Source organism: Streptomyces sp. NPDC026377 (genome assembly GCF_055567715.1).
Genome location: NZ_JBVHPV010000002.1, coordinates 519988 through 540908, shown reverse-complemented (window position 1 = coordinate 540908; position 20921 = coordinate 519988). Strand labels below are relative to the sequence as shown.

At 67.6% G+C, this 20921-nt stretch carries 29 protein-coding genes; 2 read left to right on the top strand and 27 right to left on the bottom strand.

Going from position 1 to position 20921, the window contains the following annotated elements; all coding sequences use genetic code 11:
* The first annotated feature begins 153 nt into the window (after nt 1-153).
* Together ACZ4MU_RS06665 and ACZ4MU_RS06660 are read left to right on the top strand one after the other, a co-directional pair.
* Complete coding sequence (locus tag ACZ4MU_RS06665) at nt 154-1260, top strand: helix-turn-helix domain-containing protein (protein WP_467871762.1); 1107 nt, start codon at nt 154-156, stop codon at nt 1258-1260.
* A 17-nt stretch (nt 1261-1277) separates the two neighbouring features.
* Entirely contained in the window at nt 1278-1850 is a 573-nt protein-coding gene (locus ACZ4MU_RS06660; protein WP_467871759.1) for an HD domain-containing protein, read from the top strand.
* Between the two features lie 69 nt (nt 1851-1919).
* On the opposite strand, the gene ACZ4MU_RS06655 is transcribed toward ACZ4MU_RS06660, so the two are convergent.
* The 27 genes from ACZ4MU_RS06655 to ACZ4MU_RS06525 form a co-directional block, all read right to left on the bottom strand.
* Nucleotides 1920-2303, bottom strand: coding sequence for a hypothetical protein (locus tag ACZ4MU_RS06655; RefSeq protein ID WP_150171645.1), 384 nt, complete (start codon nt 2301-2303; stop codon nt 1920-1922).
* Nucleotides 2300-2608, bottom strand: coding sequence for a hypothetical protein (locus tag ACZ4MU_RS06650; protein WP_467871756.1), 309 nt, complete (start codon nt 2606-2608; stop codon nt 2300-2302). The genes ACZ4MU_RS06655 and ACZ4MU_RS06650 overlap by 4 nt, the downstream gene beginning before the upstream one ends.
* Nucleotides 2605-3792 carry a hypothetical protein gene (locus ACZ4MU_RS06645; RefSeq protein WP_467871753.1) on the bottom strand — a complete coding sequence of 396 codons (1188 nt, stop codon included), beginning with the start codon at nt 3790-3792 and terminating at the stop codon, nt 2605-2607. The genes ACZ4MU_RS06650 and ACZ4MU_RS06645 overlap by 4 nt, the downstream gene beginning before the upstream one ends.
* Nucleotides 3789-4010, bottom strand: a complete 222-nt coding sequence (locus ACZ4MU_RS06640; protein WP_150171651.1) for a hypothetical protein — start codon at nt 4008-4010, stop codon at nt 3789-3791. Before ACZ4MU_RS06640 ends, ACZ4MU_RS06645 begins: the two co-directional genes overlap by 4 nt.
* The gene (locus tag ACZ4MU_RS06635; protein WP_467871751.1) at nt 4007-4369 is read right to left on the bottom strand and encodes a hypothetical protein; all 363 of its coding nucleotides are present in this window, start codon (nt 4367-4369) and stop codon (nt 4007-4009) included. The genes ACZ4MU_RS06640 and ACZ4MU_RS06635 overlap by 4 nt, the downstream gene beginning before the upstream one ends.
* Complete coding sequence (locus ACZ4MU_RS06630; RefSeq protein ID WP_467871748.1) at nt 4366-4842, bottom strand: toprim domain-containing protein; 477 nt, start codon at nt 4840-4842, stop codon at nt 4366-4368. Before ACZ4MU_RS06630 ends, ACZ4MU_RS06635 begins: the two co-directional genes overlap by 4 nt.
* 25 nt (nt 4843-4867) lie before the next feature.
* Entirely contained in the window at nt 4868-5287 is a 420-nt protein-coding gene (locus ACZ4MU_RS06625; RefSeq protein ID WP_467871746.1) for a CHC2 zinc finger domain-containing protein, read from the bottom strand.
* Nucleotides 5284-5424 (bottom strand): hypothetical protein, encoded by a 141-nt coding sequence (locus ACZ4MU_RS06620; protein ID WP_399533307.1) that lies wholly within the window; start codon nt 5422-5424, stop codon nt 5284-5286. Before ACZ4MU_RS06620 ends, ACZ4MU_RS06625 begins: the two co-directional genes overlap by 4 nt.
* Complete coding sequence (locus tag ACZ4MU_RS06615) at nt 5424-5570, bottom strand: hypothetical protein (RefSeq protein ID WP_467871743.1); 147 nt, start codon at nt 5568-5570, stop codon at nt 5424-5426. Before ACZ4MU_RS06615 ends, ACZ4MU_RS06620 begins: the two co-directional genes overlap by 1 nt.
* Nucleotides 5567-5959, bottom strand: coding sequence for a hypothetical protein (locus ACZ4MU_RS06610; RefSeq protein ID WP_467871740.1), 393 nt, complete (start codon nt 5957-5959; stop codon nt 5567-5569). Before ACZ4MU_RS06610 ends, ACZ4MU_RS06615 begins: the two co-directional genes overlap by 4 nt.
* A 15-nt stretch (nt 5960-5974) precedes the next feature.
* A complete protein-coding gene (locus tag ACZ4MU_RS06605) occupies nt 5975-6844 on the bottom strand; it encodes an AAA family ATPase (protein WP_223828485.1) in 870 nt (289 codons plus the stop codon).
* Nucleotides 6845-6910: 66 nt separating this feature from the next.
* Nucleotides 6911-7345, bottom strand: coding sequence for a hypothetical protein (locus ACZ4MU_RS06600; protein WP_467871737.1), 435 nt, complete (start codon nt 7343-7345; stop codon nt 6911-6913).
* Between the two features lie 30 nt (nt 7346-7375).
* Nucleotides 7376-7507, bottom strand: a complete 132-nt coding sequence (locus tag ACZ4MU_RS06595; protein ID WP_263398903.1) for a hypothetical protein — start codon at nt 7505-7507, stop codon at nt 7376-7378.
* Nucleotides 7504-7965 carry a hypothetical protein gene (locus ACZ4MU_RS06590; protein ID WP_467871734.1) on the bottom strand — a complete coding sequence of 154 codons (462 nt, stop codon included), beginning with the start codon at nt 7963-7965 and terminating at the stop codon, nt 7504-7506. Before ACZ4MU_RS06590 ends, ACZ4MU_RS06595 begins: the two co-directional genes overlap by 4 nt.
* A 74-nt stretch (nt 7966-8039) precedes the next feature.
* Entirely contained in the window at nt 8040-8954 is a 915-nt protein-coding gene (locus tag ACZ4MU_RS06585) for a hypothetical protein (protein ID WP_467871733.1), read from the bottom strand.
* Complete coding sequence (locus ACZ4MU_RS06580; RefSeq protein WP_467871730.1) at nt 8945-9262, bottom strand: hypothetical protein; 318 nt, start codon at nt 9260-9262, stop codon at nt 8945-8947. The genes ACZ4MU_RS06585 and ACZ4MU_RS06580 overlap by 10 nt, the downstream gene beginning before the upstream one ends.
* Before the next feature lie 242 nt (nt 9263-9504).
* A complete protein-coding gene (locus ACZ4MU_RS06575; RefSeq protein WP_467871728.1) occupies nt 9505-9960 on the bottom strand; it encodes a hypothetical protein in 456 nt (151 codons plus the stop codon).
* A gap of 480 nt (nt 9961-10440) precedes the next feature.
* Nucleotides 10441-10683 (bottom strand): DUF7439 family protein, encoded by a 243-nt coding sequence (locus ACZ4MU_RS06570; RefSeq protein ID WP_467871726.1) that lies wholly within the window; start codon nt 10681-10683, stop codon nt 10441-10443.
* Nucleotides 10680-11564 carry a peptidoglycan recognition protein family protein gene (locus ACZ4MU_RS06565; RefSeq protein WP_467871724.1) on the bottom strand — a complete coding sequence of 295 codons (885 nt, stop codon included), beginning with the start codon at nt 11562-11564 and terminating at the stop codon, nt 10680-10682. Before ACZ4MU_RS06565 ends, ACZ4MU_RS06570 begins: the two co-directional genes overlap by 4 nt.
* Nucleotides 11565-11632: 68 nt before the next feature.
* Nucleotides 11633-11956, bottom strand: a complete 324-nt coding sequence (locus ACZ4MU_RS06560; protein ID WP_467871723.1) for a DUF2746 domain-containing protein — start codon at nt 11954-11956, stop codon at nt 11633-11635.
* Nucleotides 11953-13227 (bottom strand): tail fiber domain-containing protein, encoded by a 1275-nt coding sequence (locus ACZ4MU_RS06555; RefSeq protein ID WP_467871721.1) that lies wholly within the window; start codon nt 13225-13227, stop codon nt 11953-11955. The genes ACZ4MU_RS06560 and ACZ4MU_RS06555 overlap by 4 nt, the downstream gene beginning before the upstream one ends.
* 73 nt (nt 13228-13300) lie before the next feature.
* The gene (locus ACZ4MU_RS06550) at nt 13301-13552 is read right to left on the bottom strand and encodes a hypothetical protein (RefSeq protein WP_467871719.1); all 252 of its coding nucleotides are present in this window, start codon (nt 13550-13552) and stop codon (nt 13301-13303) included.
* 22 nt (nt 13553-13574) lie between these two features.
* Nucleotides 13575-14576: a hypothetical protein gene (locus tag ACZ4MU_RS06545; protein ID WP_467871718.1), complete on the bottom strand. Its 1002-nt coding sequence runs from the start codon at nt 14574-14576 to the stop codon at nt 13575-13577.
* Complete coding sequence (locus ACZ4MU_RS06540; protein WP_467871715.1) at nt 14576-14878, bottom strand: hypothetical protein; 303 nt, start codon at nt 14876-14878, stop codon at nt 14576-14578. Before ACZ4MU_RS06540 ends, ACZ4MU_RS06545 begins: the two co-directional genes overlap by 1 nt.
* Nucleotides 14878-16080 carry a siphovirus ReqiPepy6 Gp37-like family protein gene (locus ACZ4MU_RS06535; protein WP_467872255.1) on the bottom strand — a complete coding sequence of 401 codons (1203 nt, stop codon included), beginning with the start codon at nt 16078-16080 and terminating at the stop codon, nt 14878-14880. The genes ACZ4MU_RS06540 and ACZ4MU_RS06535 overlap by 1 nt, the downstream gene beginning before the upstream one ends.
* 6 nt (nt 16081-16086) lie before the next feature.
* Nucleotides 16087-16836 (bottom strand): phage distal tail protein, encoded by a 750-nt coding sequence (locus ACZ4MU_RS06530; protein WP_467871712.1) that lies wholly within the window; start codon nt 16834-16836, stop codon nt 16087-16089.
* A 98-nt stretch (nt 16837-16934) separates the two neighbouring features.
* Entirely contained in the window at nt 16935-20918 is a 3984-nt protein-coding gene (locus ACZ4MU_RS06525) for a phage tail protein (RefSeq protein ID WP_467871709.1), read from the bottom strand.
* Between the last annotated feature and the right edge of the window lie 3 nt (nt 20919-20921).

The window sequence follows — 20921 nt, the reverse complement described above, 5'->3', positions numbered from 1 at the left end:
CGATGGTGCCGTTGCTTGCCGCGACAGCTACGCAGTCAACTAGGGGCTGACAAGAGCTCCTTGTTGATTCCGTGACTTGAACCTATGGCGGCACCGCATACGTTAGGACTGACCGAGGGTACGTATTTGGTAGCTGACTGCACGGGGAGCGCCATGAACGGCACAGCTTCAGCGGGACGCCGGGCACAGGGCAGCACGATCGCTGGCTTCATCCTGCGCCTCGCTCGCGAGAGCCTCTCCGCCACGCAGGCCCGTTTCGCCGAGCGGTTGGGTGTCGACCTGGCGACGGTGCAGGGCTGGGAGTCGGGGCGTCGGCCGTTGGCGCACATGAAGGCGGGGGCGCTGCTCGGCCTTCGCCGCCAACTCCCCGCGCTTGGAGCCGACCCCGCCGTCCTCGGCCTCCTTGACGCAGCGATGGACGCTGACCGGATCATCGGAGCGGCGCTGACATCAGGCGACGAGGGGCAGCTCCACCCGCTCGCCGAGTGGGTGCACACCCGCGACACGGCCCACATGATCGCCTGGGCCGTCAACGGCACAACGCCGCCGTCACTGGTCAATCGGATCAAGGTGCCCCGACGAAGCAAGACCCCTCCGGCGCCCCTCCTGCCCGTGCCCCATCGGCGGCAGTTCTTCGACCACCTGAGAGCATCGGCCGAGTCCGCCGACCGCAGAAGCGACCAAGGCGTCCTGCTGCACCGCCAAGCCCTTTACCTCAGCTCGTACGACCGGACGCCGGACGCCACCCGGTGGACAGCCCAAGCCCTTCACGCCCGCCGTGACGTGCTCGCCGCGCGTGGATGGTCCCCCCATTGGGCCGAGGCCAGATCAACGGCCACGGCCCTTGCCCGGCTCGGCGATACTGAGCCTCTGCTCACCTTCATCGACAGGGCCATGGCGGAGGACGACGCGGCAGAGGCCGCGAACTTGAACTACTGGGCCTACTGGCTCGGGGCCTTACCGCAGGTTCAAGCGAACGACCGTTTCATGGGCGATCGGAGCCTTTCCGCGTTCGACCCTGTGACGCTCTTCCGTCGCCTTGTCGTGGGGCTGCACCAGGCTCCCGGCTACGCCGATCTGTACATCCACAGCCTGTGGGCACTGCTGGCTGTCCACCGCTGGCTGCCGCTGGCTGCCCCCGAGATCGCGGCAGCCCTCACCGGACAAGCGGCCAGTCTCCTTGACGGTGATCGAATCTCCGCTCGTGCCAGGCGGGAACTCGTTACCGTGCATTACGTTCTACGCGAGAACCGTAAGTGATATGACCGGAGGGCCACATGGCGGACGAGACGGCAAAAGGCACCGCAGGCTTCCTGCTTGAGATGGGGATGCTGAAGCGGGCCAAGAGGTCCGGGTGGTGGATCGCGGGCGTCAAGGACCCTGAGACGATCGCTGAGCACTCTTTCCGCGTCGCCCTGATCGCCTCGGTGCTCGCCATGATGGAGGGCGCCGACGCAGGGAAGGCCGCGCTGCTCGGCCTCTGGCACGACACGCAGGAGACCCGCGTCAGCGACATTCCGCACATCGGCAGGCGGTACCTGGACGCGGCCTCGAACGAGAAGGTCACCGCGGACCAGGTGTCTGCCGCGCATCCGGCGGTGAAGGCCGGCGCGCAGCGCATCGTGGAGGAGTACGAGAACGGTGACTCCCTCGAAGTGATCTGCGCGCACGACGCCGACAAGCTGGAGTGCCTCATTCAGGCCGTCGAGTACCGCGAGCAGGGCTGCTCGAACGTTCAGAACTGGATCGACAGCAGCCTTTCGAAGCTCAAGACGGCTTCCGCCCAGGAGCTCGCCGAGGCGGCACTGAACATGACCTCGATCGAGTGGCAGCAGACCTTCCTCAAGTAGCGGAACGAAAGAGGGCGCCCCGCCTCTCCTCCGTGGAGTTGGCGGGGCGCTTCGTCATGCGGAGGCCGCTCAGGCGGCAGCCTCCAGCTCGTCGTACCCGTCAATGTAGGTCCGGCCGTTCAGCCACGCGGCGAGCTTGCCCACACCGCGTTCGACGCGGTACCGCACCGCCCGGTCGGTCACTCCGTCGCGGGCAGCGATCAGGGCGTCCGGCCAGTCGAGGGCGAACCGCAGGAACAGGGCCCGGCGCTCACCCAGTTCGAGCGGGCAAGCGGCCCAGGCTCGGCGGATGTCGGCGAGGTGGGCGAAGAGGGAATCCGCGGCCCGCTTGTCGACGGTGCCCTTCGGCATGTCAGCGTCCGGGGCGGCCGGGTTCCGGATGCCGTACGCGGCCTCGGGCGACCACACGGCCGGGAGAAGGTGCTCGATGACCCGGCGGTCGTACGTACTCACAGGAGACCCTTCTCGGCCCCGTTCAGGGCCGCCTCGTAGGACAGGTGTCGCGACTGGTGGCGAAGGTCCGTGAGCCACGCGTTCCGGAGCTGCTGACACAGCCAGCGGTGCAGGAGGCCGGGACCGGCCGCGAGCATTTGGCGCGCTTCGCTGGCCTTCTCTGCGACGACGAGCGCGGCTTCCTGCCGGGCGTCGTCCCGCTCCAGGGCGAGCCCGTACTCCGTGCCGAACTTGCGGGCCACCACGTCGATCACGCGCTGAACCTGCGGGTCGTCGAGGAGCGTCCAGTCGTGGGAGGCGCTCACCGGACCACTTCCTTCACGGGGGTGTGGCCGTTCTTCGTCACCGCGACCATCAGGCCCGGCGCTCCCGTGGTGCCCTTCGCGTGCCGCCACCAGGTCGATTCGCTCTCCATGGCCGGGGGCTGAAGGAAGGTGCGCGGGCCGTCCGTGTCCACGTGCTCGTGGTGAAGGTGACCGGCAAGGAGAAGGTCCGCCTGGTGCATGGCGGATGCCTTGTTGAAGGCTTGCCCCTTCCACCACTCGAAGTGCCGGCCGGGCCTCCACTGGTGCCCGTGGGCGTGAGCCACAGTGGTGCCCGAGCAGTCCACGACCACGGTCAGTTCGTCGGTGTCCGGCACGTAGAACTCCACGTGGCCGAAGCGCTCGGGGGCCAGCGCCAGGGCGTCACGGACGCAGATCAAGGACTCGGTGTCGTGGGAGTCGTCGTAGCGCGTTACGCCCCGGCCCGCGATGCGGACGGCCTCGCCGTGGTTGCCGGGCACTGCGGCCATCGACACGCGGGAGGCGAGCGGCGCCATGGTGAGGGCTCCGTGCAGCATCACGCGGCGGGTGAGGCGGATCTGTTCCGTGAGCGTCAGCGAGGTCCGCCACGAGTTCGAGCCGCCCTGCGACACGAAGCCCTCGACATGATCACCGAGCCACCCCATGTGGACGTGCCCGATGTCGAACCGCTTCCGGTACGCGTCCAGCAGGTCGGCCGCGCGGTCGATGCACTCGATCGTGCGCTTCAGGGTGCCCGCCGGGCCGTCACCGTCCGCCTTGCCGAACTGCATGTCGCCGAGCGCGATCACGAACGTGTGGTCACCCTCCTCGGCCGTGGCGAGCTGTCGAGGCTGGTGGTTATCGATGGCCGCCAGGAGCTCGTCAACGTCCAGGCCGGACCGGTCAGCGGGCGTCTTCTTCGCGAATTGGAAGCGCGCCGAGACGCCAGTCTCGCCGTTCGGCATCGTCCACTCGCTCGACCGGAAGCCCTTCACCTCCCAGTCGGCCGGGTCGAGGCCCTGCGCCTTCAAGCAGGCCGCCGCGCTGCCCTGCGGGTCCATGCTCTCGGGGCCGCGAACGGTGACTTCGGCAGCGTCGCCGCTCACCTCGATCTGCCGGGTGAAGTCCCTGTCCGGATCGGTCTGGCGAGCCGGGATGGTCGGGCCCACGGGCTTCGACAGGAGCTCTTCGAGAAGGTCGCTCAAGAATCGTTCGCTTCCTGGCGCAGTCGGCGCCGGTACGTGCGGATGGTGGAGGCGGACACGCGGTGTCCGTAGCGGTCGAGAATCCAGACGAGATCCTCGGCGGCCGTGTCGTTCATGAGGTGGCGCTCGAACGCCTTCCTCTCGGCCCCGTCGAGGGCCGCCCAGATCGCTTGAAGCCGGGGGCCCGGACGCCCAGGCAGGTCACAGCGCGTCGTCACGGCGCCTCCCGGTCGAGGGACTCCACGGCCGAGACAGCGAGGGCCGCCAGGCGGATCAGCCCGGCCCGGACGTGCTCCGGCTCGCGCTCGGCGAGCGTGCGGTACGCCTGCGCCAGGACGGCGGAGTCCCAGCCGGGAACGCCGTCGAACTTGCGGGCCGTGTCCGCCGCCATCCACCGATTCGCCTCGCGCTCGTGGTGCTCCCGGCCCTTCAGCGGGTTATGGCCGCCCGCGACCGGCATGGACTGGCCGGAGTACGCCTTGCGGACCGCCTTCACCTCCGCAAGGACAGCCGTCGCGGGGTCGGGCCTCCGCGCCGGCCTCTTGGTCGTCGTCTTCTTCGCGGTCGTCTCGGTCACTTCGTCTTGCTCGCTTCGTCAATCAGGGAGAGGAGGGCGTCAGCGCCTCCGGCCTTGTACGTCTCGGTCACGTCGCCATCGCGCAGACGGACGCCTCGGGCCGATCGCAGGGACTTGCACACGCGGGTGACCAGCTCGGCCCCCGCCTCGTCCGGGTCGCCCCAGACCCACACCCGAGAGAAGCCCGCCAGCATCCGGCGGTGCCTCGGCTGCCAGAGGGCGGCCCCTGGCACGCCGACCGCGTGGAGACCGAGACGGCGGAGGGTGATCGCGTCGAGCTCGCCCTCCGTCACGTGGATCTCGTCGCCCGCTGCGTGGATCGCGTCCACCCCGTACAGCCGGGGCGGGTCGTCCTTCAGGGTGTTGTACTTCCCGTGCCGGTAGGCCCGGTGGTCGTGGTCTTCCAGGCAGCGGAAGCGGATGGTGAGTGGGTGCCCGTCGTGCGCCAGGTACGGGATCGCGAGGCGGCCCACCTGCCGCTCGTGGCCGGGGTGAGGGTCAGCGACGACGCCAAGCCGGTACGTAGCCGCCTCGTCCTTGCTGATTCCGCGAGCGAGGAGATACCGCGCGGCGTCCGGCGTAAGCGCTGCCTGATACGCGCTCGTCGCCTCCTCCAGCATCGCCCGTTGTGAGGGCGAGAGAGGTCGCAAGGGCTCGTGCTCCGGCAAAGTCTGTGGGCTCCTTCTTCATCAGCAGCGTGTAGCTGTCGCCGCCTTCGCCGCACGAGTGGCACTTCCACAATCCGCGGTCGAGGTGGTACGAGAACGACGGCGTGTTGTCGTCGTGGAGGGGGCACGGGGCCATGCCCGTGGTGCGCTCGGGGTTGTAGTCGATTTCGTAGTGGTCGAGGACGGCCGCGAGGGTGGGCTTCTCGCGCTCCTGGTCCTCGAAGTCGTTCCGGAGGCGACCCAGGTTCACGGCAGCATCCATTCGTCGAGGTCGTGCATCGGGATCTCGAAGAACTCCTCCAACTCCATGAGGAGTTGGCCGTCGAAGTCGGGATCGTTCAGGCAGTCGAGGAACGCCTCGAACCCGCAGACTTCCTCGGCCGGCATCACGCGACGCGCTCCCCCCGGAAGAAGCGGGCGTGGAGGTCGTAGCCGAGTTCGCCGAGGCCCTGCGGAGTGGTGAACTCGTCCAGCAACTCGACGAGTTCGCGGCAAATACGGGCCTGCTCCTCGACCTCCTCATACAGCCTCACGAGGAGGTCTCCGGGGGAAGGTCGAAGAACTCCTCGACCGTGCTCAGCACGTAGGCGTGGCGCCAGCTCGCGCCCCGTCGCCGCACGATCACCGCCACGTCTACGTCTCGCGGGTCGAGGTCGCGGTGCTTCGCGTAGTTGTCCCGCTCGCGGAGGGCCTCCTTGATGAAGGTGCCCGGCTCGAACTTCGCGTTCTTCGTCTCGGTGATCAGGAACGGACGGTGCCGAACCGGCTGGCGGCGAATCACGTGGTCGCCCTCGTCCTCGGTGCCGGTCAGCCGCAGTCGCTCGATGTCGTATCCGGCCTGGCGAAGTTCGTCGCGGAACTCGGCCTCCCAGCGGGCGCCTGCGCGCCGGTTCCTGCGGTTCCTCGCCGCTATGTCGGTCACACTTAGCCTTTCAGGTCAAGCCTTGTCGAGCACGGCCGTGGGGGACCAGGGCTTCGGCTCCGGGGGGTTGAAGAGGGTCATCCGCTCCAGCTTTGAGAAGCGGGTCACGTCTGGGTGGCATCGCAGGGAGGCATATCGGCGGGCCGTGGGATCGCACGGGCCCATGCGCTGTTTGATCACCGCGATCCGGTACTCCAGGCTGTTCGGGTCCAGCGCCACGGAGAGCGAGAGCTCCGGCTTCTCGCTCAAGCCGCCCTTCACCTGGTCGCGGCTCGGCGGTGCCCACGGATCGCTCTTGGCCTCCCAGGACTTGTCTGACGCGTGGTGAAGGATGATCACGGTCGCGCCCGTCGCGCGGGCCAGCTCGGTCGCGTTGGACATCACGGCCATCTGCTCGGTGTAGTCGCTTTCCGCGCCTTCGAAGTCCATGAGGTTGTCGAAGACGAAGACCTCTGGGTAGGCGTCCCAGAGCTCGACGTACGCCTCCAGCTCCTCGTCGACCGCGCGCCACGTGATCGGGCTGCCGAACGAGAAGGTGATCCGCGAGCCCCGCAAGGCGTTCACGTATGTCTCGCGATACCGGCCGCCAGCAGACATCCCGGCCTCGACCATCTCCGTCGTGTCGCCGGTCGCCATGCTCGCGAGGCGGCTACTCGCAGTGAAGGCCGACATATCCGCGCTGAAGTACAGGGTCGGCAAGTTCATCTGGGCGACCCAGAACAAAGCGAGCCCGCTCTTCTGGGTGCCGGACCGCCCGGCGATCATCACGACTTCACCGTGACGCGGACGGCAGCCCAGGTTGTACAGCGCCTCGAACGCCTCCACGCGCGGCAGCTCGCGGCCGGATTCTGCGTGCATCGTCAGCGAGCGACCAGGGGTCAGCACTCGGTGTCTCCTTTCTGGGTGAGGCGGGGGCGACCAGGACGGCCGCCCCCGTGCCGGCCTTCCGCGTCAGTCGAAGTCGGGCGCCGCTGCGGCGGCCTCGGTCACGGCCGCGTCGCGCTTCTCGCCGTATGCCACGACGGCCGCGACGATCTCCGGGTCCGTCACCGGCTTCCAGACCCACGCCGGGTTGCCGCCAGGCTTCTTGGACGGCACCTGATCGACGGTGACGAGCACGGCCTGACCCACGACGGTCTCCAGGTCGCGCGCAAGAACCGTCTGCTCGATGCGCTGACCGAGGTTGACTTCCGGGGCGGCGCCGAGCTGCTCGCGCGACTTCCAGATGGAGATGTCGCACAGAGCGCTGTCCTTGGGGCCGTTCGGCGTGGGCCTCTGGCGCTCGAAGTCCTTGACCTCGACGAGGATCGCCACCGCGTCGATGTTGTCCTTCGGCTTGAACCAGCCGCCGTTGGCCTGGGGGAGAGAAGCGAGATTCAGTGCCACTAAGGGGAACTCCTTGTGTTTGGGGTCGAGTTATCGGCTGATGCATCGGGCGGGCATGTCGCCCGCCTTCGAGAAGGTCCACAGCTCGCAGGGGGCGGCCGTCCAGAGCCAGACGGCCAGCAGGAGCGAGACCACGGCCAGGGCCAGGCCCAGGGGCTTCATTCGGAGGCCGCCTTGAGGGCTCGGCCTCGCGCCTTCCACGCGTCCATCACGGCCTGGTCGGCGAACGCGTCCTGGTTCCGCGCCCACAGCCTCTTCAGGTCGTCCGTGGTCGCGCAGGCGTTGATCTGTTCCAGGAGGGAGGCCGCGGTGCTCTGTTCGCGGGCCGGGGCCGTCTGGGCGGCTGCCCACGGGTCCTCGCCAGGTGTCGCAGGCTGCGCGGCGGGAACGACGGTGGCGCCCAGGTCGCGGACGACGGTCGCGACGCCTTGGGCCGTCTTGGACGCCTCGCTGACCAGCTCGTGAAGGCTGAGCGTGGTTACACTTTCACGTTCGAAGCCAAAAAAAGTGGCCACGTCGTCGTACACCTCGTACGCGGCTCCCTTGAAGGCTGCGGCCCAGTCGTCGCGCTCCGGGCCCGACTTGATGGTCACGGTCACCGACCGCTGCGTGTCGCTCAAACTCACCCCTCTCGTGTAGCGCCGAACCGTCCGGCGCATGGTTCAAATTACACGTTCAGGCCACGGAAAACAACTCAAAACGGACGAAGGGCACTCTTGTTCTTGCCGCGCAAGACGCGCGTGTTCTGCGCGGCCTTCGCTGCCTCCCAGCCCAACCGCAGGTCAGCCCAGTAAGGCGTGCACTCCCCGGAGCCTGCGGGGAGGTGGAGGATGATGCCCCAGTCCTGGGAGACGGCCGGGATCGGAGCGTACGCAGCCCTCGCGAGATCGGCCGGCACCTCCCGGCGCTTCCAGGTGGCGAGTGCCTTCTTGTCCCGGTCGTTGACGGGGAAGACGGTGTGGTCGTACAGCTCGCCACGGCTGTACACCGCGAGCTGGCTCGCCATCTTGAGGCGGCTGTACTCGATCGAGCCTGTCTTCAAGTCCGCAATGAACAGGCCCTCGACGTGCTCGCCGTCCGGACCGGGACCGCTGTAGCTCACCATGCGGTCGAAGGTGCCGCCGACGCCCAGTTCCGGTACCACCACGAACGTCTCCACGGCGACGACATCAAACGGTGCCGTCGACATCTTGTAGGCCGCCATGTCCGCCACGTCGGAGGCGGCGACCCCGGCAGGCAGGCGCTCGCCCCGGTCCACGAATTCGCTCAGCGTGTGCAGGTGTGTGCCTCGCTCCCGCTTCGCGTTCGCTCCGGCCACCGTGACCGCCCGCTCGGCGAGTACGTCCAGGCGGGCCTTCCCCTCGCGCGTCTCTGGGTTCAAGTTAGCCACTTCGCGCAAAAGAGAGCCCTCGCGAGCGGCGCCCACGAGGGTCATCCGCTGCTTCCAGGACATCAGGCCACTCTTGTCCTCGATGGTGTCGATGAACGTCGTCGTCCTGGTGAGGCCGCGGGGCTTGCCGCCTTCCTTCGGGACCACAAGGGGCCGCCCCCACCCATCACGCGGAACGGACGGTGCGGGGGCGGGCAGTGCAGTGATGGTCAGGGCCATAGTGGGGGCTCCTTCTGGTTCGTCCAGGTGGGGACCAAGTGGATGCGCACGAAGTCGGGGCCGTCGCCTATGAGCTCGGCCTCCTCCTCCGTCTCGGGTATCAGGGCGAGGTCGAGGGCCGCCGCCTGCGCGACACCCCATTGAAAGTCGCGCTCTGTGTAGTCCAGCGAAAGGGTCAGGTGGAACTCGAACGCGTCGGCGTCCACGCAGAGGACGGCACCGCCCTCCGTGATCCGCTGAACCCCGGCCTCCCGCCAGGCTTCCCCCGAGTGAGCGAGGACTGTGGTTGCCTCGCGCTGCTCCTCCACTCGACTTGGCCCCTCTGTCGTGCTTGGTGCAAGTTTGCCTTACTTAACGGAATCCTAACCGCCACATCTGACATCGGGATCACCCCACAGGAGGATGTTCGATAGCTTGTTCGAACACTCGTGGAGGAGTCGAGATCGAACCTGGACCGGGCGTGCGCCAGCCCCGCGCGTGGCCTCGTGACCGGCGCAAACGCAAAAACCCCCAGGGAATCGATCTCCCTGGGGGTTAGTGGCTTCTCGGCTTAGTCGGCGCGGCGGCGCTTCGTCGTCTTCTCTTCGGGCTGGCGGATGATGTCAGTGTCCTGCTCTTCCCGTGGGACCAAGAAGAAGCCCTGCTCCGTCTCGGGGTCATAGTGGACGACGGCATTCTTCTCCTCCAGGTCAGCGAGCCATGAGCGCAGCCTCTGGGCCTCGCGGGCCGCGAGCTTCTGACCGTCGCGAACGCGCGCCTCCAGGCGAAGCATGATCACCTCGTACCGAAAGAGGTGCTTCTTCTCGACGGCCCACGGGATCAGGTTGTCATCGCGCGTGATCCGTCTCTTCATCTTGTGCCGGCGCCTGTAGTTGCCCCACATGGAGATGGTCGTCTCGATCCCGTACAGCGCCTTGTACTGCTCGACCATCCATGCGTAAGTCTTCTTCTGCTGGAACCACTTCTCGACTTCGGCTTCGTCGACGATCTTCGACGGTGCGGGCATGTCTCCCCTTGGCTTGGATCTTGAATCCCGCAGGCTCGCGGGGTGTTGAGCGCCAAGGACGCTCGCCTGTCCCAACCTACGGTTACACATACACGTTAGACTCGTCAACGTGGAACTTGGGCTTGGGTTGTGCTGGGGAGACAAATCGAGATGACTGTCACAGTCTGCAATGTGTGTAAAACGCCCGGTTTGCCTACGCGGGAGTATCGAATTGAACGTGTAGGTGCAACCGAAAGGGTCGTCCACCTCTGCCAAGACGACGCCGCGCCGATCGAGAACGTGCTCACGCGCGCCACCGAACCAGCAGCGGACGCCCGTGACATCAGCGCCGCGCCTGCTCCAGTTCGTCGACGGTCCAGTAAGCGCAAGGTCATGACCCTTGCGGAGATCGAGGAGCTGAAGGCGGCCGAGCGGAAGGGCACTGGGTCGTGAAACGGCGAAAGCCCCCTGCTGGCAGAGACCAGCAGGGGGTTCTTCGTGTCAGCCCTCGTCGCCGGGGTCGGAGTCGGGGTCGGGGTCGGGACTGCCCGTCTCGACCACGCCGAGCGCGGTGAGGATCTGGACGATCACGGCCACCTCGGGGCTGTCCGCGTACACGATGGACGCGATGCTGACGAGCACGCCGACCGCAGCCAGAACGGCGCCCACGCGGGTGCGGTACCGAACCGGAAGCAGGTTCACGAGGCTGATCGGCTTGGAGCCGGGCATCTGCATCTTGCTCATCGGCGACCAGCCTCCTTCTGGAGCTCCTTGAAGCCGCGGGCGCCTATGGCCGGGTCGTACGAGCGGCCCGAGGTCTTCAGGTGTGGGTTCTTGTTGTGGAAGCGCGCCACTGCGGCCTGCGTGTTCTTGCCGTAGAACGTGGTGACCGCGCCGGGGATCGGGCCGTACCCGGCCGCGATCAGAAGCCGCTGAAGCTCGGCCACCTGTGCGTGCGTGGCGCCCGGCTTCACCCCCGCCTTCAGGGCGACGATCGAGGACGCGGGCTTCGAGGGCTTCGACGGCTCGGGCGACGTGCCGGCCTTCTTCGCCTTCACCAGCTCGATCAGGCGCTTGATCGGGAAGTTGCCCGGATCACCGTGGTCGTTCTCGGGAACGTGCTGGTGGCCACAGATCCCGTTGAAGTTGATCCACTCGCCGAAGGTCATCCGCTGGCCGCTCCGCGAGCCGTACGAGGACGGGTACGGCAGCCAGGGCTTCGACGTGGCGACCAGCGGGATCGGGTAGGTGTCCGTCAGCCACTTCACGAGGTCGACCAGGGCCGCCATGTCGGCGTCCGATGCGCTGGGCCAGTACAGGCCGGGGCCGCCCTTGTCGCAGGTGCCCACGAGCTCGATCTGAACGCAGTTCAGCGTGTTCGTCTGGACGCCACCCGACTTGTTCACCAGGGCCCGCGAGCTGTGGTTGGCGTAGAAGTGCTGGCGAACGACGCCGCCCTTGATCGTGAAGTTCGGCGCCGAGCCGCCGCCCCCGTACGTCGGGAACGATCCGCCCTCGGTGGTGTGCAGGACGATCACGTTCGGGTGCGGCATCGTGTCGCCGGGGTACGTCCGGCCGTACCACTGCGAGGTGGCGTCGGCCTTCGGGTAGATGTGCGCGGTCAAGAAGTGCTGCCTCCTTGGGCATGACAAAGGCCCCGCTAAATCGGGCGGGGCCTGAAGGGGGGGTGGGGTCAGTGGTGGTCGGACGTGGTGGAGACGTGGCGGTCAAGGCGTTCGGCGACCGCCAGGCGCTCGGCGCGCTCGTGGGCCAGGTCGTCGCGAATGCCGGCCATCTCTCGGGTGTGCTGCGCCTGGCCGTCGAGCACTTGGCCGAGGCCGGTAATCACGCGGTCCACGTCGTCGCGAAGGTTGGTGGTGTGGGTGTTGGACACCTGGTCGCGGACTTCGCCCATGACTCGGTGCTGGCGGCGCAGCAGCTCGACGAGGGCGCCGATCAGGGCCACGGCCACCGTCCCAGCGGCCGAGATGAGAGCGGCTGAGGTCGAGGTGGTCACGTAGCGCTCACCTGACCTTCGAGGGCAGACAGGCGCTCTTCGAGGGCCTTGATCCGCGCCTCCTGGTCCTGCACGACGGGCAGGAGGGCCACGCCGAGAAGGTCGTAGCGGACAGTCTCGATCTCGCCTTCCTCGTTGAAGCAGACGATCTCGGGGAGGGTCTCGAAGACCTCCTCGGCGATGAGGCCGAACTCGTTCTTGCGGCCGGTGACCGGCGTGCCGTCCGGCTTCTCGTAGTCCTTGCGGTCGTAGACGCGCGGGCGCAGCGCGAGCACGTCGCCCGAGGTCACCTCGGAGTCGCGGACGTTGGTCTTGTACCGGATCGAGCTGGTGTTACGGCCGAAGTCCCCGGAGCCGTCGACCCACACGGCGTAGTAGGTGCCGGACCCGCCCACGTGGTAGGCGTGCGCGCGCTTGGTGCCGTTGGCCCAGGAGATCGTGCTCCCTGACGTGAGGTACTGCGAGTGGGAGTGGGAACTCGGCGGGAACGTGGAGGGCTTCGACGTGATCGAGCTCCACGAGTGCGAGTGGCTCGACGGGGGGTAGGTCGAGGGCGTGCCGGTGATGTCGCTCCACGCGTGCTTGTGCGCGGACGGGGCGATGGTGCTCGGAGCGTCGCTGATCTGGGACCACGAGTGCGTGTGGGCCGCCGGGGGGAAGACGGACGGCTTGTCGGTGACGCTCGGCCACGAGACGGACGGGGCGAGGTTGGCCCAGGCGCTTCCGTTCCAGAACTCCCACGCTGCGATGCTGCGGTTGAAGCCGAGGTCCCCGAGCCGCGGTGAGGTCGGGCGGGTCGAGCTCCACCAGGAGCCGACGTAGCCGCGCGTGAACTGGCGGCCCTCGGCCACGTTCGAGGCGGTGATGGAGGTTGCGTTGCCGGGGACGGTCACCCAGGCGAGCCGCAGCTCGTAGATACCGCTGTCCGTCTGGGTCAATGAGGGAGACGGAGAGCCGGGGGCACCCTTCAGCACGGCCAGCGTGATCGTGTTCGTGGTCGGGTCGAGGCGGAGCACGACCGCATCGGTACGGGTGGCCGTGTCGGCGGCCGGGATCGTCACCGTCTCCACCGCAGTCGAGAGAACGGCGTGCCCCCGAACGAGAGCGAAGCCGGGCTGCACGGTCACGGCCATGGAGGTCCCGGCAGCCGAGACACGGAACGCGGACGAGTCGGACGAGGCGGCGACGCCAGAGGAGAGCTCTCGGAACAGGTAGCTGAACTGGGTCTCCGTGACGGCCTGCGAGTCAAAGGGGTAGGCGGTGATCGCCAAGAAGGGTTCCTTCCTGCGGCATGGGAAGGCCCCCGAGCACAGGGGCTACGGGGGCCGGTGGGGCGTGGTGGCGCTATCGGCGGGCAACCTCGGTGACTGTGCGCGCCTCGTCGGTCTGCCGGGCGAAGGCGATCGTGAACCGCTCCGGGAGGGCGGAGACGGCCGCGCTCATCACGGCGGTAACGATGGCCGCGCGCTCCTCATCGGTCAGGCGGTCGTCGGGGTAGAGGTCCGTGTCGTCGGGCAGGGAGAGGGACAGGCGGACGGGGGCCTTGTACTCCTCGCCGCCGCGTGCAGCGTTGAGGGTTCCGCCGGAAACGGTCACTGGTACTCCTCGTGGGGTGTGCTCACGCCAGGGCCACCCAGAAGCGGTTGCTCTCGTTGGCGATGCCGGAGAGCGTGGTCGGCGGGGTGGTCGGCGAGGTGGAAAGACGGCCGAAGCGCCACAGGTTGTTCAGGCCGAAGGTGTTGGCCGGGGCGCCGAAGGTGTTCTCCGCGCCGAGGATCATCGGGCCGTCGCCCGTGGTCGTGTTGTAGTTGAAGCGCCAGACGACGTAGTAGATGCCGGGCGCGAGCGTCACGGCCGCATCGAGCGCCGTGGCGGAGGCGTTGCCGCCCGAGCCGTGCTGTTCGGCCGGCTCGTTGCCCGACTCGATGGTGCTGGCGATTCCGACCCGAGCCATCGACGTGTTGTAGATCGCGGCCCAGCTCCCGGAGATCAGGCCGCCCGCGTAGCCGCCGAAGTGCCACACCACCTTGGAGACCGAGGTCGAGGCCGCCACCTTGACGGCGGCGAAGCGGGGGGTGGTGCCGCAGTAGAGGGGAGTTGAGGCCGTCAGCACGGGATCGAAGGCCCATGCCTTGAGGCCGAGGTCGGTGGGGCTGAACTCGCTGGGCGGTACGTACGGATCTGAGATCGGGGGCAGTTGCGAGCTCGGCACCTTGCCCGTGCTGTCCAGGGTGGCAACGCCGTTCGCCGCGCCCCTCTGGCTCGTCGGCACCGCGTTCACGTGGGCCGCAGTGAGCACGGGGTTCGGTCCAGGGAGGCCGTTGACGGTGTCGACCGAGCCGGGGTCGCCCTTCTCGCCCTGCGGGCCGGGAGCGCCCTGCGGTCCTGCGGGCCCGGTGTCACCCTTCGGGCCCTGTGCCCCGGCTGGGCCCGACGCTCCGGTGTCGCCCTTCGCGCCTTGGGGACCTGCGGGGCCGGTGTCGCCCTTCATGCCTGGGTCACCCTTTGGGCCGGGTGCTCCGGTGTCGCCCTTCGGGCCCTGCGGTCCGGCCGGGCCGGTCGCTCCGGTGGGGCCGACGACTCCGGCGTCCTCGGGGGCGGGCCATACGGAGAGTCCCATCAGGAAACCTCCACGCCGCTGATGTGCGTCAGGGCTTGTGCGGCGTTGCCCTGTACCTCGATCTTGTCGCCAGCGTTGAGTACCTGGCGCACGTCGAGCGTCAGCACGCCGTGCGGCGCGATGCCGACGTTGGCGAGGAGCGGGACGCCGCCGAGTCGGACGGTGACGCTGGCGCTGGTTGTCGCGGAGTTGGTGGCGACGATGTTCGTGATGACGGCCTGGCCAGCGGCCGGCACGGTGTAGACGGTGGTGAGGGCGGTCGGAAGTGCCGCCCGATAGAAGGCTTTTGGCGCGCTGGCCATTACCACGCTCCCATGAGACTCATGACGGGATCTGACCCGCCTCCTTCGGCGTGCCGCTCCAGGGCGGACACTCGGGTTTCGGTGCTCTGCATTCGCTTCGCGGCCAGGGCCGTGGGATCGAAACCCGTGGGGTCGCCGAGCGTGGCGCCGAGCCGGAAGCCGTCCTCGTCGGCCTTGACGACCATGCCGGTCACGGTGGCGGCGAGCTCCTGGCCGCCCGCGATGACCGCCACGCGGTCACCGATCCCCCAGTCCCGGCCGAACTCCATGGACGCCGCGTCCTCGACCGGCACGGCCTGCACGGCAATGGACGTGTCACCCGAGTCGGCAAGGACTTCGTTTCCGGCCTGCGTCAGCTCGTCTCGGTCGTTGGTGTTGCGCTGGTCGACGAAGCGTTCGATCCGCCGCCCCCACACGCCCTCGGCGGTCACGGAGGACTCGGAATCGACCGGTACGAAGGTGCGCTCCTCTTGCTCGCCCTGACCGGCGACGATCACACGGGTGACGCCGGGGGGTGAGACGGAGACGCGCTGTCCGGCGAGGGTGCCGGTCACGACATCGAGCCGGACTTCCTTGGTGCGGTCGGCGACCTCGAACGTCTCGAAGACGAGAACGCTGCCGCGCTGGACGACGCGGAAGCCGAGGCCAGCCACCGCGCCGATCTCCGTCAGCAGCTCGCCCAGTACGGGGAAGCGAGCCGACTTGGTGAGGGTGGGGCCGCGTCCCGCGTTGGCCCCCATGGTGAGTCCGGCGCGTCGTCTCGCGGCGGGAGCTAGCGGTCCGCAGTTCGCTGCCACGTACTGGTGCATGAGCGTCTCGGCTGGGCCGGTGCGCTCGTCGTGGCCGACCTTCTGTGTGGACACGTCGCCGTTCGACGGCTCCGGCCAGGCGAGCATGTCCGACAGGACAACCGAGTCGGACACCCCGTCGAAATTGACGGAACCGCGCCGGTCCTCGGGCGTCGCCGCGTACTCGGAGGTGACGACGGGGCCGGAGATCAGCACATCGGTGGGGCCGGTGATGATCAGCCCGGCTCCCGGTGCGCGCAGGGCCTCGGCGAGGGGGTGTTCTGAGGGCAGTGTCAGTTTCCACGTGCCGACGTTGCAGAACTGGTCCTCGATCGAGAGGGCCAGGTCTTCGGGGCGGATCAGGCCCAGCCGTGTCAGTGCCTTGTCTCGGACTTCGACGGTGAGGTCTTTCAGCTTCAGTCAGATCACCATCCACCTGCGGGCCCGCCAGGAGCACACGATCTTGGAGGCCGCCGTGGTGTCGATCAGAGTCACGTCAGCAGTCGATACGCCGGGCGGGATCGTCCAGAAGCGAGGGGCCGGCGCGAGCTGGGCGTACCGGTTGGCTCCCTTGGCGTCCGTCACCGACCCGTTGCGGGTGTCGATGATCAGTCGCTCCGAGGCGGTGAGAGAGCCGGTCCAGCGCAACGTTTCGCCAGTGGGCGACTTCACCGTGAGATCCCGGCCGGGCCCGTACACCTCCCACACGGGGTAGGCGTCGGCATCCCCGTTGTTGGTCAGCGTCATCTCGCCGATGGCCTGGGATGCTGCCAGGGGCATCGAGGCCAGGGACGACAGGAACGGAGTGGTTCCCGGATCGCCCCCGACCGCCTGTGTGGACACACCCGACGCTGTGAAGTACGGGTCCGGGGCCCGGAGGGAGAGCACGGTCTGAATGTCCGACCCTCCGGACCCGAGGTCGATCTCGCCGCCGCCTGTCCGGTAGACCACCGTGGACCAACGCCGCCCGGAGTCATCGACCAGGACGAGGCGCATCTCACCCGCCATGGCCCGAGCGAGCCGGGATATCAGCTGACCGAGGTGCTGCCGGTCCCGGCCCACGATGTCCAACGGCATGTCGATCTCACGGGGCAGGACCCGTTGCCCCCGCCATCGGGCGCCGTCTCCGGCCCCTTCGAGCCACTGGACGTTGACGGAGGGCAGGCCCATGCCGGTCAATCCGGCAGTGGCCTGGAACCCTGCGCCTGTGCTCTGTACCTCTCCGAGGTCGAGCGTGTCCCGCTCGGTCTCTAGAAGGAGTGATGTCACTACCAGCCCACCATTCGTGCTCGGTTGGCCGCCGCGAACAGATCCTCTTCAGCCGAGATAGAGGAGCCGGGGGCCGCGTAGTAGTTGAGGACCTTGGTCACCGTCGAGCCCGTACGGCCTTCGAGGCCGCCGTTCACCGCAGCCGATACGGAGCGGGCCGCGCTGGCGTAGTCCGAGCGGCTGGGCTTCGCGGTGATCGCGTCCACGGCCTTGGCCACGCGGCCGGACTCGCTCTCGATGCCGTTGGCGAATCCGCGGCCGACGAAGCCGCCGAGCTTCGCGAAGACCCGGCTGGGCGAGTGGATGCCGAGCGACTTTTTGATGGCCTTGACCATCGAGTCGGAGATCTTCAGCATCAGCTTCTCGATGGCGCCCTGCTGGGCTTGGAGGCCCTTGACGATGCCTTCGGCTGCGTGAACACCCGCCTCGTACAGGGCATTCGATGCCGTGCTGCCTGCCTTGTTGGCGTACTTCTCCAACTCGGCCTGGAGCTTGTTGAGCTCCTTGATTCCGTCCGCTCCGGCGCCTGCGATCGACTCCGCCGCAGCCAGGCCGGCATCCGGGCCAGCGCTCGCGATCTGGTCGAAGGTCTCCTTGTTCAGGCCGAGCTTCTTGAGCTTGTCCAGGGCGGTGGCGAACCGCTTCGCCTGCTCGATCGCCTTCGTGAGGGCGGCCGTGATCCCGGTGAAGGAGGTGTCCTCCACCTTGGTCACGTCGCCCGTGTCGATGACCTTCCGGGCGACCTGCTCCGCGTAGTTCGAGGCTTCCTCACGGAGCTTGTCGAGCTTGTCGCGGGCCGCCTTGAGCTTGGTCCCCACTCCGTCCCACTGGGCGAGGAGCTTGAGGAGCTGCGTGCGGTCGGCGTTGACTCGGGCCTTGAGTCCCTTGGACGCGTTCTTCGGGATCTTCGCCGTCAGGTCGTTCAGCGACTTCTTGACGTTGTCGTACTGCGACTCAAGACCTCGGATGAGGCCCTTGATGATGGCGCGGCCCGCGTCGTAGAGAAGGATCTTGTCCTTCGGGAGCGGGCCCTTCCAGTCCTTGAACTTGGAGGTCAGGTTGCCGAGGGTCTCCTTGACGCCACCGAACATGCTGGTGATGCCCTTGATGAGGCCCTTGATCAGCTCCTTGCCCGCGTTGACGAGCGTGGAGCCCAGGTTCGACAGGGCGGACTTCGCCTTACCGGGCAGCTCCTTGACGAACTTGATCGACTGGGTAACGCCGTCCCGGATCGCCTGCCAGAGAGCCTTGGCGCCCTCGACAGCCTTGGACTTGATGGCGGCCCAGGCGTCGATGAAGAACTGCTTGATCGCGTTCCACCCGCCGGACCAGACGCCGCGCAGGGTGGCCAGGCCGTCTGAGATGAGGCCCTTGATGCCAGTCCAGGCGACGCCGAGGCCACCGCGGATCGCGTTCCAGATGCCGATGAAGAAGGACTTGATCGCGCCCCAGCCGCCGGTCCAGACGGCCTTGATGAGGCCCATGCCCTTCTTCAGGACACCGAAGATGCCGACGTTGATGATCACCTTGAAGGCGCCGACGATGATGTCCCAGATCCCCGAGAAGATCTGCTTGACGCCTTCCCAGGCGCGGGACCAGTCGCCGGTGAAGACGCCAGCGAAGACGTTCCAGACGCCCATGATCACGTCGAGGACGCCGGTGATCACGTCGACGATGCCGTTGAGCGCCATCGCGAGCGAGCCGATCAGGAAGTCCGCGACGAACTGAAGCGCCGGGACCAGGATCGGCATGATGAAGTTGACGACCTGGATCAGCGCCTGAAGGAAGGGCTGAAGCGCTTCCGAGACCCGCTGGAACGCTTCGGTCAGCGGCGGCAGGCAGGCGGCGACGATGTACTCGAACAGCGGGATCAGCGGCGTGATCACCGCCGAGAGGAGCTGCAAAAGCAGGTCGACAACGGGCGTGACGGCCGTGACGATCGCCGTGAACGCCTCGGCCACCAAGGGCAGGATCGGGGCCAGGCCGGCAGCGAGCTGGGCGACGAGCGGCGCGACCGCGCTCATGATCGTCATGAACAGCTCGGCGACCGGAGGCAGGATTGCCCCGAGCGCCGTGAAGGCCGCGTTGAGCATCTGCCCGACGACCGGAACGAGCTGCATGACGAGCGGGGCGAGCTGCTGAATCGCTCCCGTCAATGCGCCGCCGAGAAGGCTGATGATCGGGATGATCATCGGAGCGAGCTGGGCGAAGGCGTTGGACAGGGGGATCAGCGCTGCGGCCACGAGCGGGCCGAGCATCGTCGCGAACGCCCCGATGACCTCCATCAGCGCGCCGAACGCCTGACCGAGCGGGGCCATCGCGGGAGCGAGCGCCCCCACCGCGTTCTGAATGCCGTTGAAGAGGGCCAGGACGCCGTTGAAGACCTCGGGTTGCGCGAGGGCGTCGGCCACTGCGGCGAGGGCCTGGCCGATGATCGCGCCGACCTGCGGCAGGATCGCGGTAAGGAGGTGCCCGAAGGTGACGAAGAAGTTCTCGACTGCCGGGCCTGACACCGTGGCGATCTGCTGCATCGCCGCGTGCGCGGCGGCGAAGACGTTCGTGAGGCCGTTCTGAAAGCCCTCGCTGTCCACGGTGGCGTGGATCGCCTGGAGGGACTTGTTCAGCGTCGAGAGCGATGTGCCCCCGGCCTCGGTCGCCGCACGGGCGATGCCCGAGAGGATGCCGTAGGTGTTCGCCAGGATGCCGCCGAGATCCTTCAGGGCATCGATGCCCTCGTTGATCTCGGCCTTGATGCCGTTCTCGCCCTTGCGCGAAAGGAAGTCGGAGAACTGCTGTGAGAGGTCGACGAACCACTGAGCCAGCGACGGGAGGTAGCTGGTGCCGACCTTGCCGAGTGTCGCGATGATGTTCGCGAAGGCGTCGGTGCCGGTCGTGGCGATCTCGATGCTCTTCGACAGGTCGACGAACATCTGGTTCAAGGCCGGGTTGAGCGCGCCCTTGAGTGAGGTCGCCAGGCCCCCGAAGAAGCCGCCGAGCTGGGTGGCCGTGCGGTTGACTCCGGCCGTGAACTCGGGGAGGAGCTCGTCGACCATCTCGCGGATGGGCTGAGCGGCCTTGTCCCAGAAGTTCTTGCTGATGGAGTCCTGGAGCTTCGACAGGGCTTCCTTGACTTCAGGAACGACCTTGTTGAAGTCCTTCAGGGCGGCGAACGTGACGCCGAGGCCGACCGCGAAGCCGCCGAAGAGGCCGGGCAGAAGCGCGGCTGCGGGCCCGATCTGCGCGAGGCTCGCCGCCAGGGCGAAGAGGTTGCTCGTCCCGGCGATGGCGATGCCGGTCAGACCGGCGATGGCCGAGGCCAGAGAGCCGATGACTGGAACCGACTTGTCGAGGTTCTTGAGGATGTTGCCGAACTTCTCGAACAGGTTGTTCAGCACGCGGATGCCGGACAGGGCCGCGAGCGAAGCGGCGACCTTCGCGACCGCCGCGTTGTTCAGCTTCGGGAGGATCGAGACCGTGCGGGGCCGGGTCAGGTAGGCGAGGCGCGTGGAGACGGCGGCCGAGGCGCCGGTAGGCCAGTTCAGCTCTACGTCGACCTTGACCGGGGAGATACGTTTCACCCAGTCGTCGATGTCGCGCTTGGTCTTGTCCGCCGACTGCTGGTCGAGCTGGAGCTCGACCTTGCCCGTGGCCTTGAGGTCGTCGACCTCGAACGACACCTTGCGGTTGTTGGCCTTGTTCTGGAGCTCGCGCCGCGCGTTGTCAACGGCCGTGGCCATGCCGTGCGTTGCGATGGTCGTGTAGAAGCGGATCTTGCGGGCGTCCGTCGTCTTGTTGTGACGGTTGATGTCCCGCACCGCTTCCAGCGCGCCCGTCTGGGCGCCCCTGGCGTCGACCTTCGTGCCGATCGTGATCTTGAGCTGCTGCTCGATCTTTTCGAGCTGCCTCTTTGCCTGCTCCTTGAAGTCGGATGTGTCAGGCAGGACGCGCACAGACACGCGCCCGATGACCTGCCCGGCGGGCATGGG

Coding starts and splice junctions, on each gene's coding strand:
- ACZ4MU_RS06570 (WP_467871726.1), bottom strand. CDS start 10,683: ATGAGCAAGATGCAGATGCCCGGCTCCAAGCCGATCAGCCTCGTGAAC.
- ACZ4MU_RS06665 (WP_467871762.1), top strand. CDS start 154: ATGAACGGCACAGCTTCAGCGGGACGCCGGGCACAGGGCAGCACGATC.
- ACZ4MU_RS06585 (WP_467871733.1), bottom strand. CDS start 8,954: ATGGCCCTGACCATCACTGCACTGCCCGCCCCCGCACCGTCCGTTCCG.
- ACZ4MU_RS06525 (WP_467871709.1), bottom strand. CDS start 20,918: ATGCCCGCCGGGCAGGTCATCGGGCGCGTGTCTGTGCGCGTCCTGCCT.
- ACZ4MU_RS06530 (WP_467871712.1), bottom strand. CDS start 16,836: ATGGGCCTGCCCTCCGTCAACGTCCAGTGGCTCGAAGGGGCCGGAGAC.
- ACZ4MU_RS06620 (WP_399533307.1), bottom strand. CDS start 5,424: ATGCCGGCCGAGGAAGTCTGCGGGTTCGAGGCGTTCCTCGACTGCCTG.
- ACZ4MU_RS06545 (WP_467871718.1), bottom strand. CDS start 14,576: ATGGGACTCTCCGTATGGCCCGCCCCCGAGGACGCCGGAGTCGTCGGC.
- ACZ4MU_RS06660 (WP_467871759.1), top strand. CDS start 1,278: ATGGCGGACGAGACGGCAAAAGGCACCGCAGGCTTCCTGCTTGAGATG.
- ACZ4MU_RS06575 (WP_467871728.1), bottom strand. CDS start 9,960: ATGCCCGCACCGTCGAAGATCGTCGACGAAGCCGAAGTCGAGAAGTGG.
- ACZ4MU_RS06540 (WP_467871715.1), bottom strand. CDS start 14,878: ATGGCCAGCGCGCCAAAAGCCTTCTATCGGGCGGCACTTCCGACCGCC.
- ACZ4MU_RS06595 (WP_263398903.1), bottom strand. CDS start 7,507: ATGAAGCCCCTGGGCCTGGCCCTGGCCGTGGTCTCGCTCCTGCTGGCC.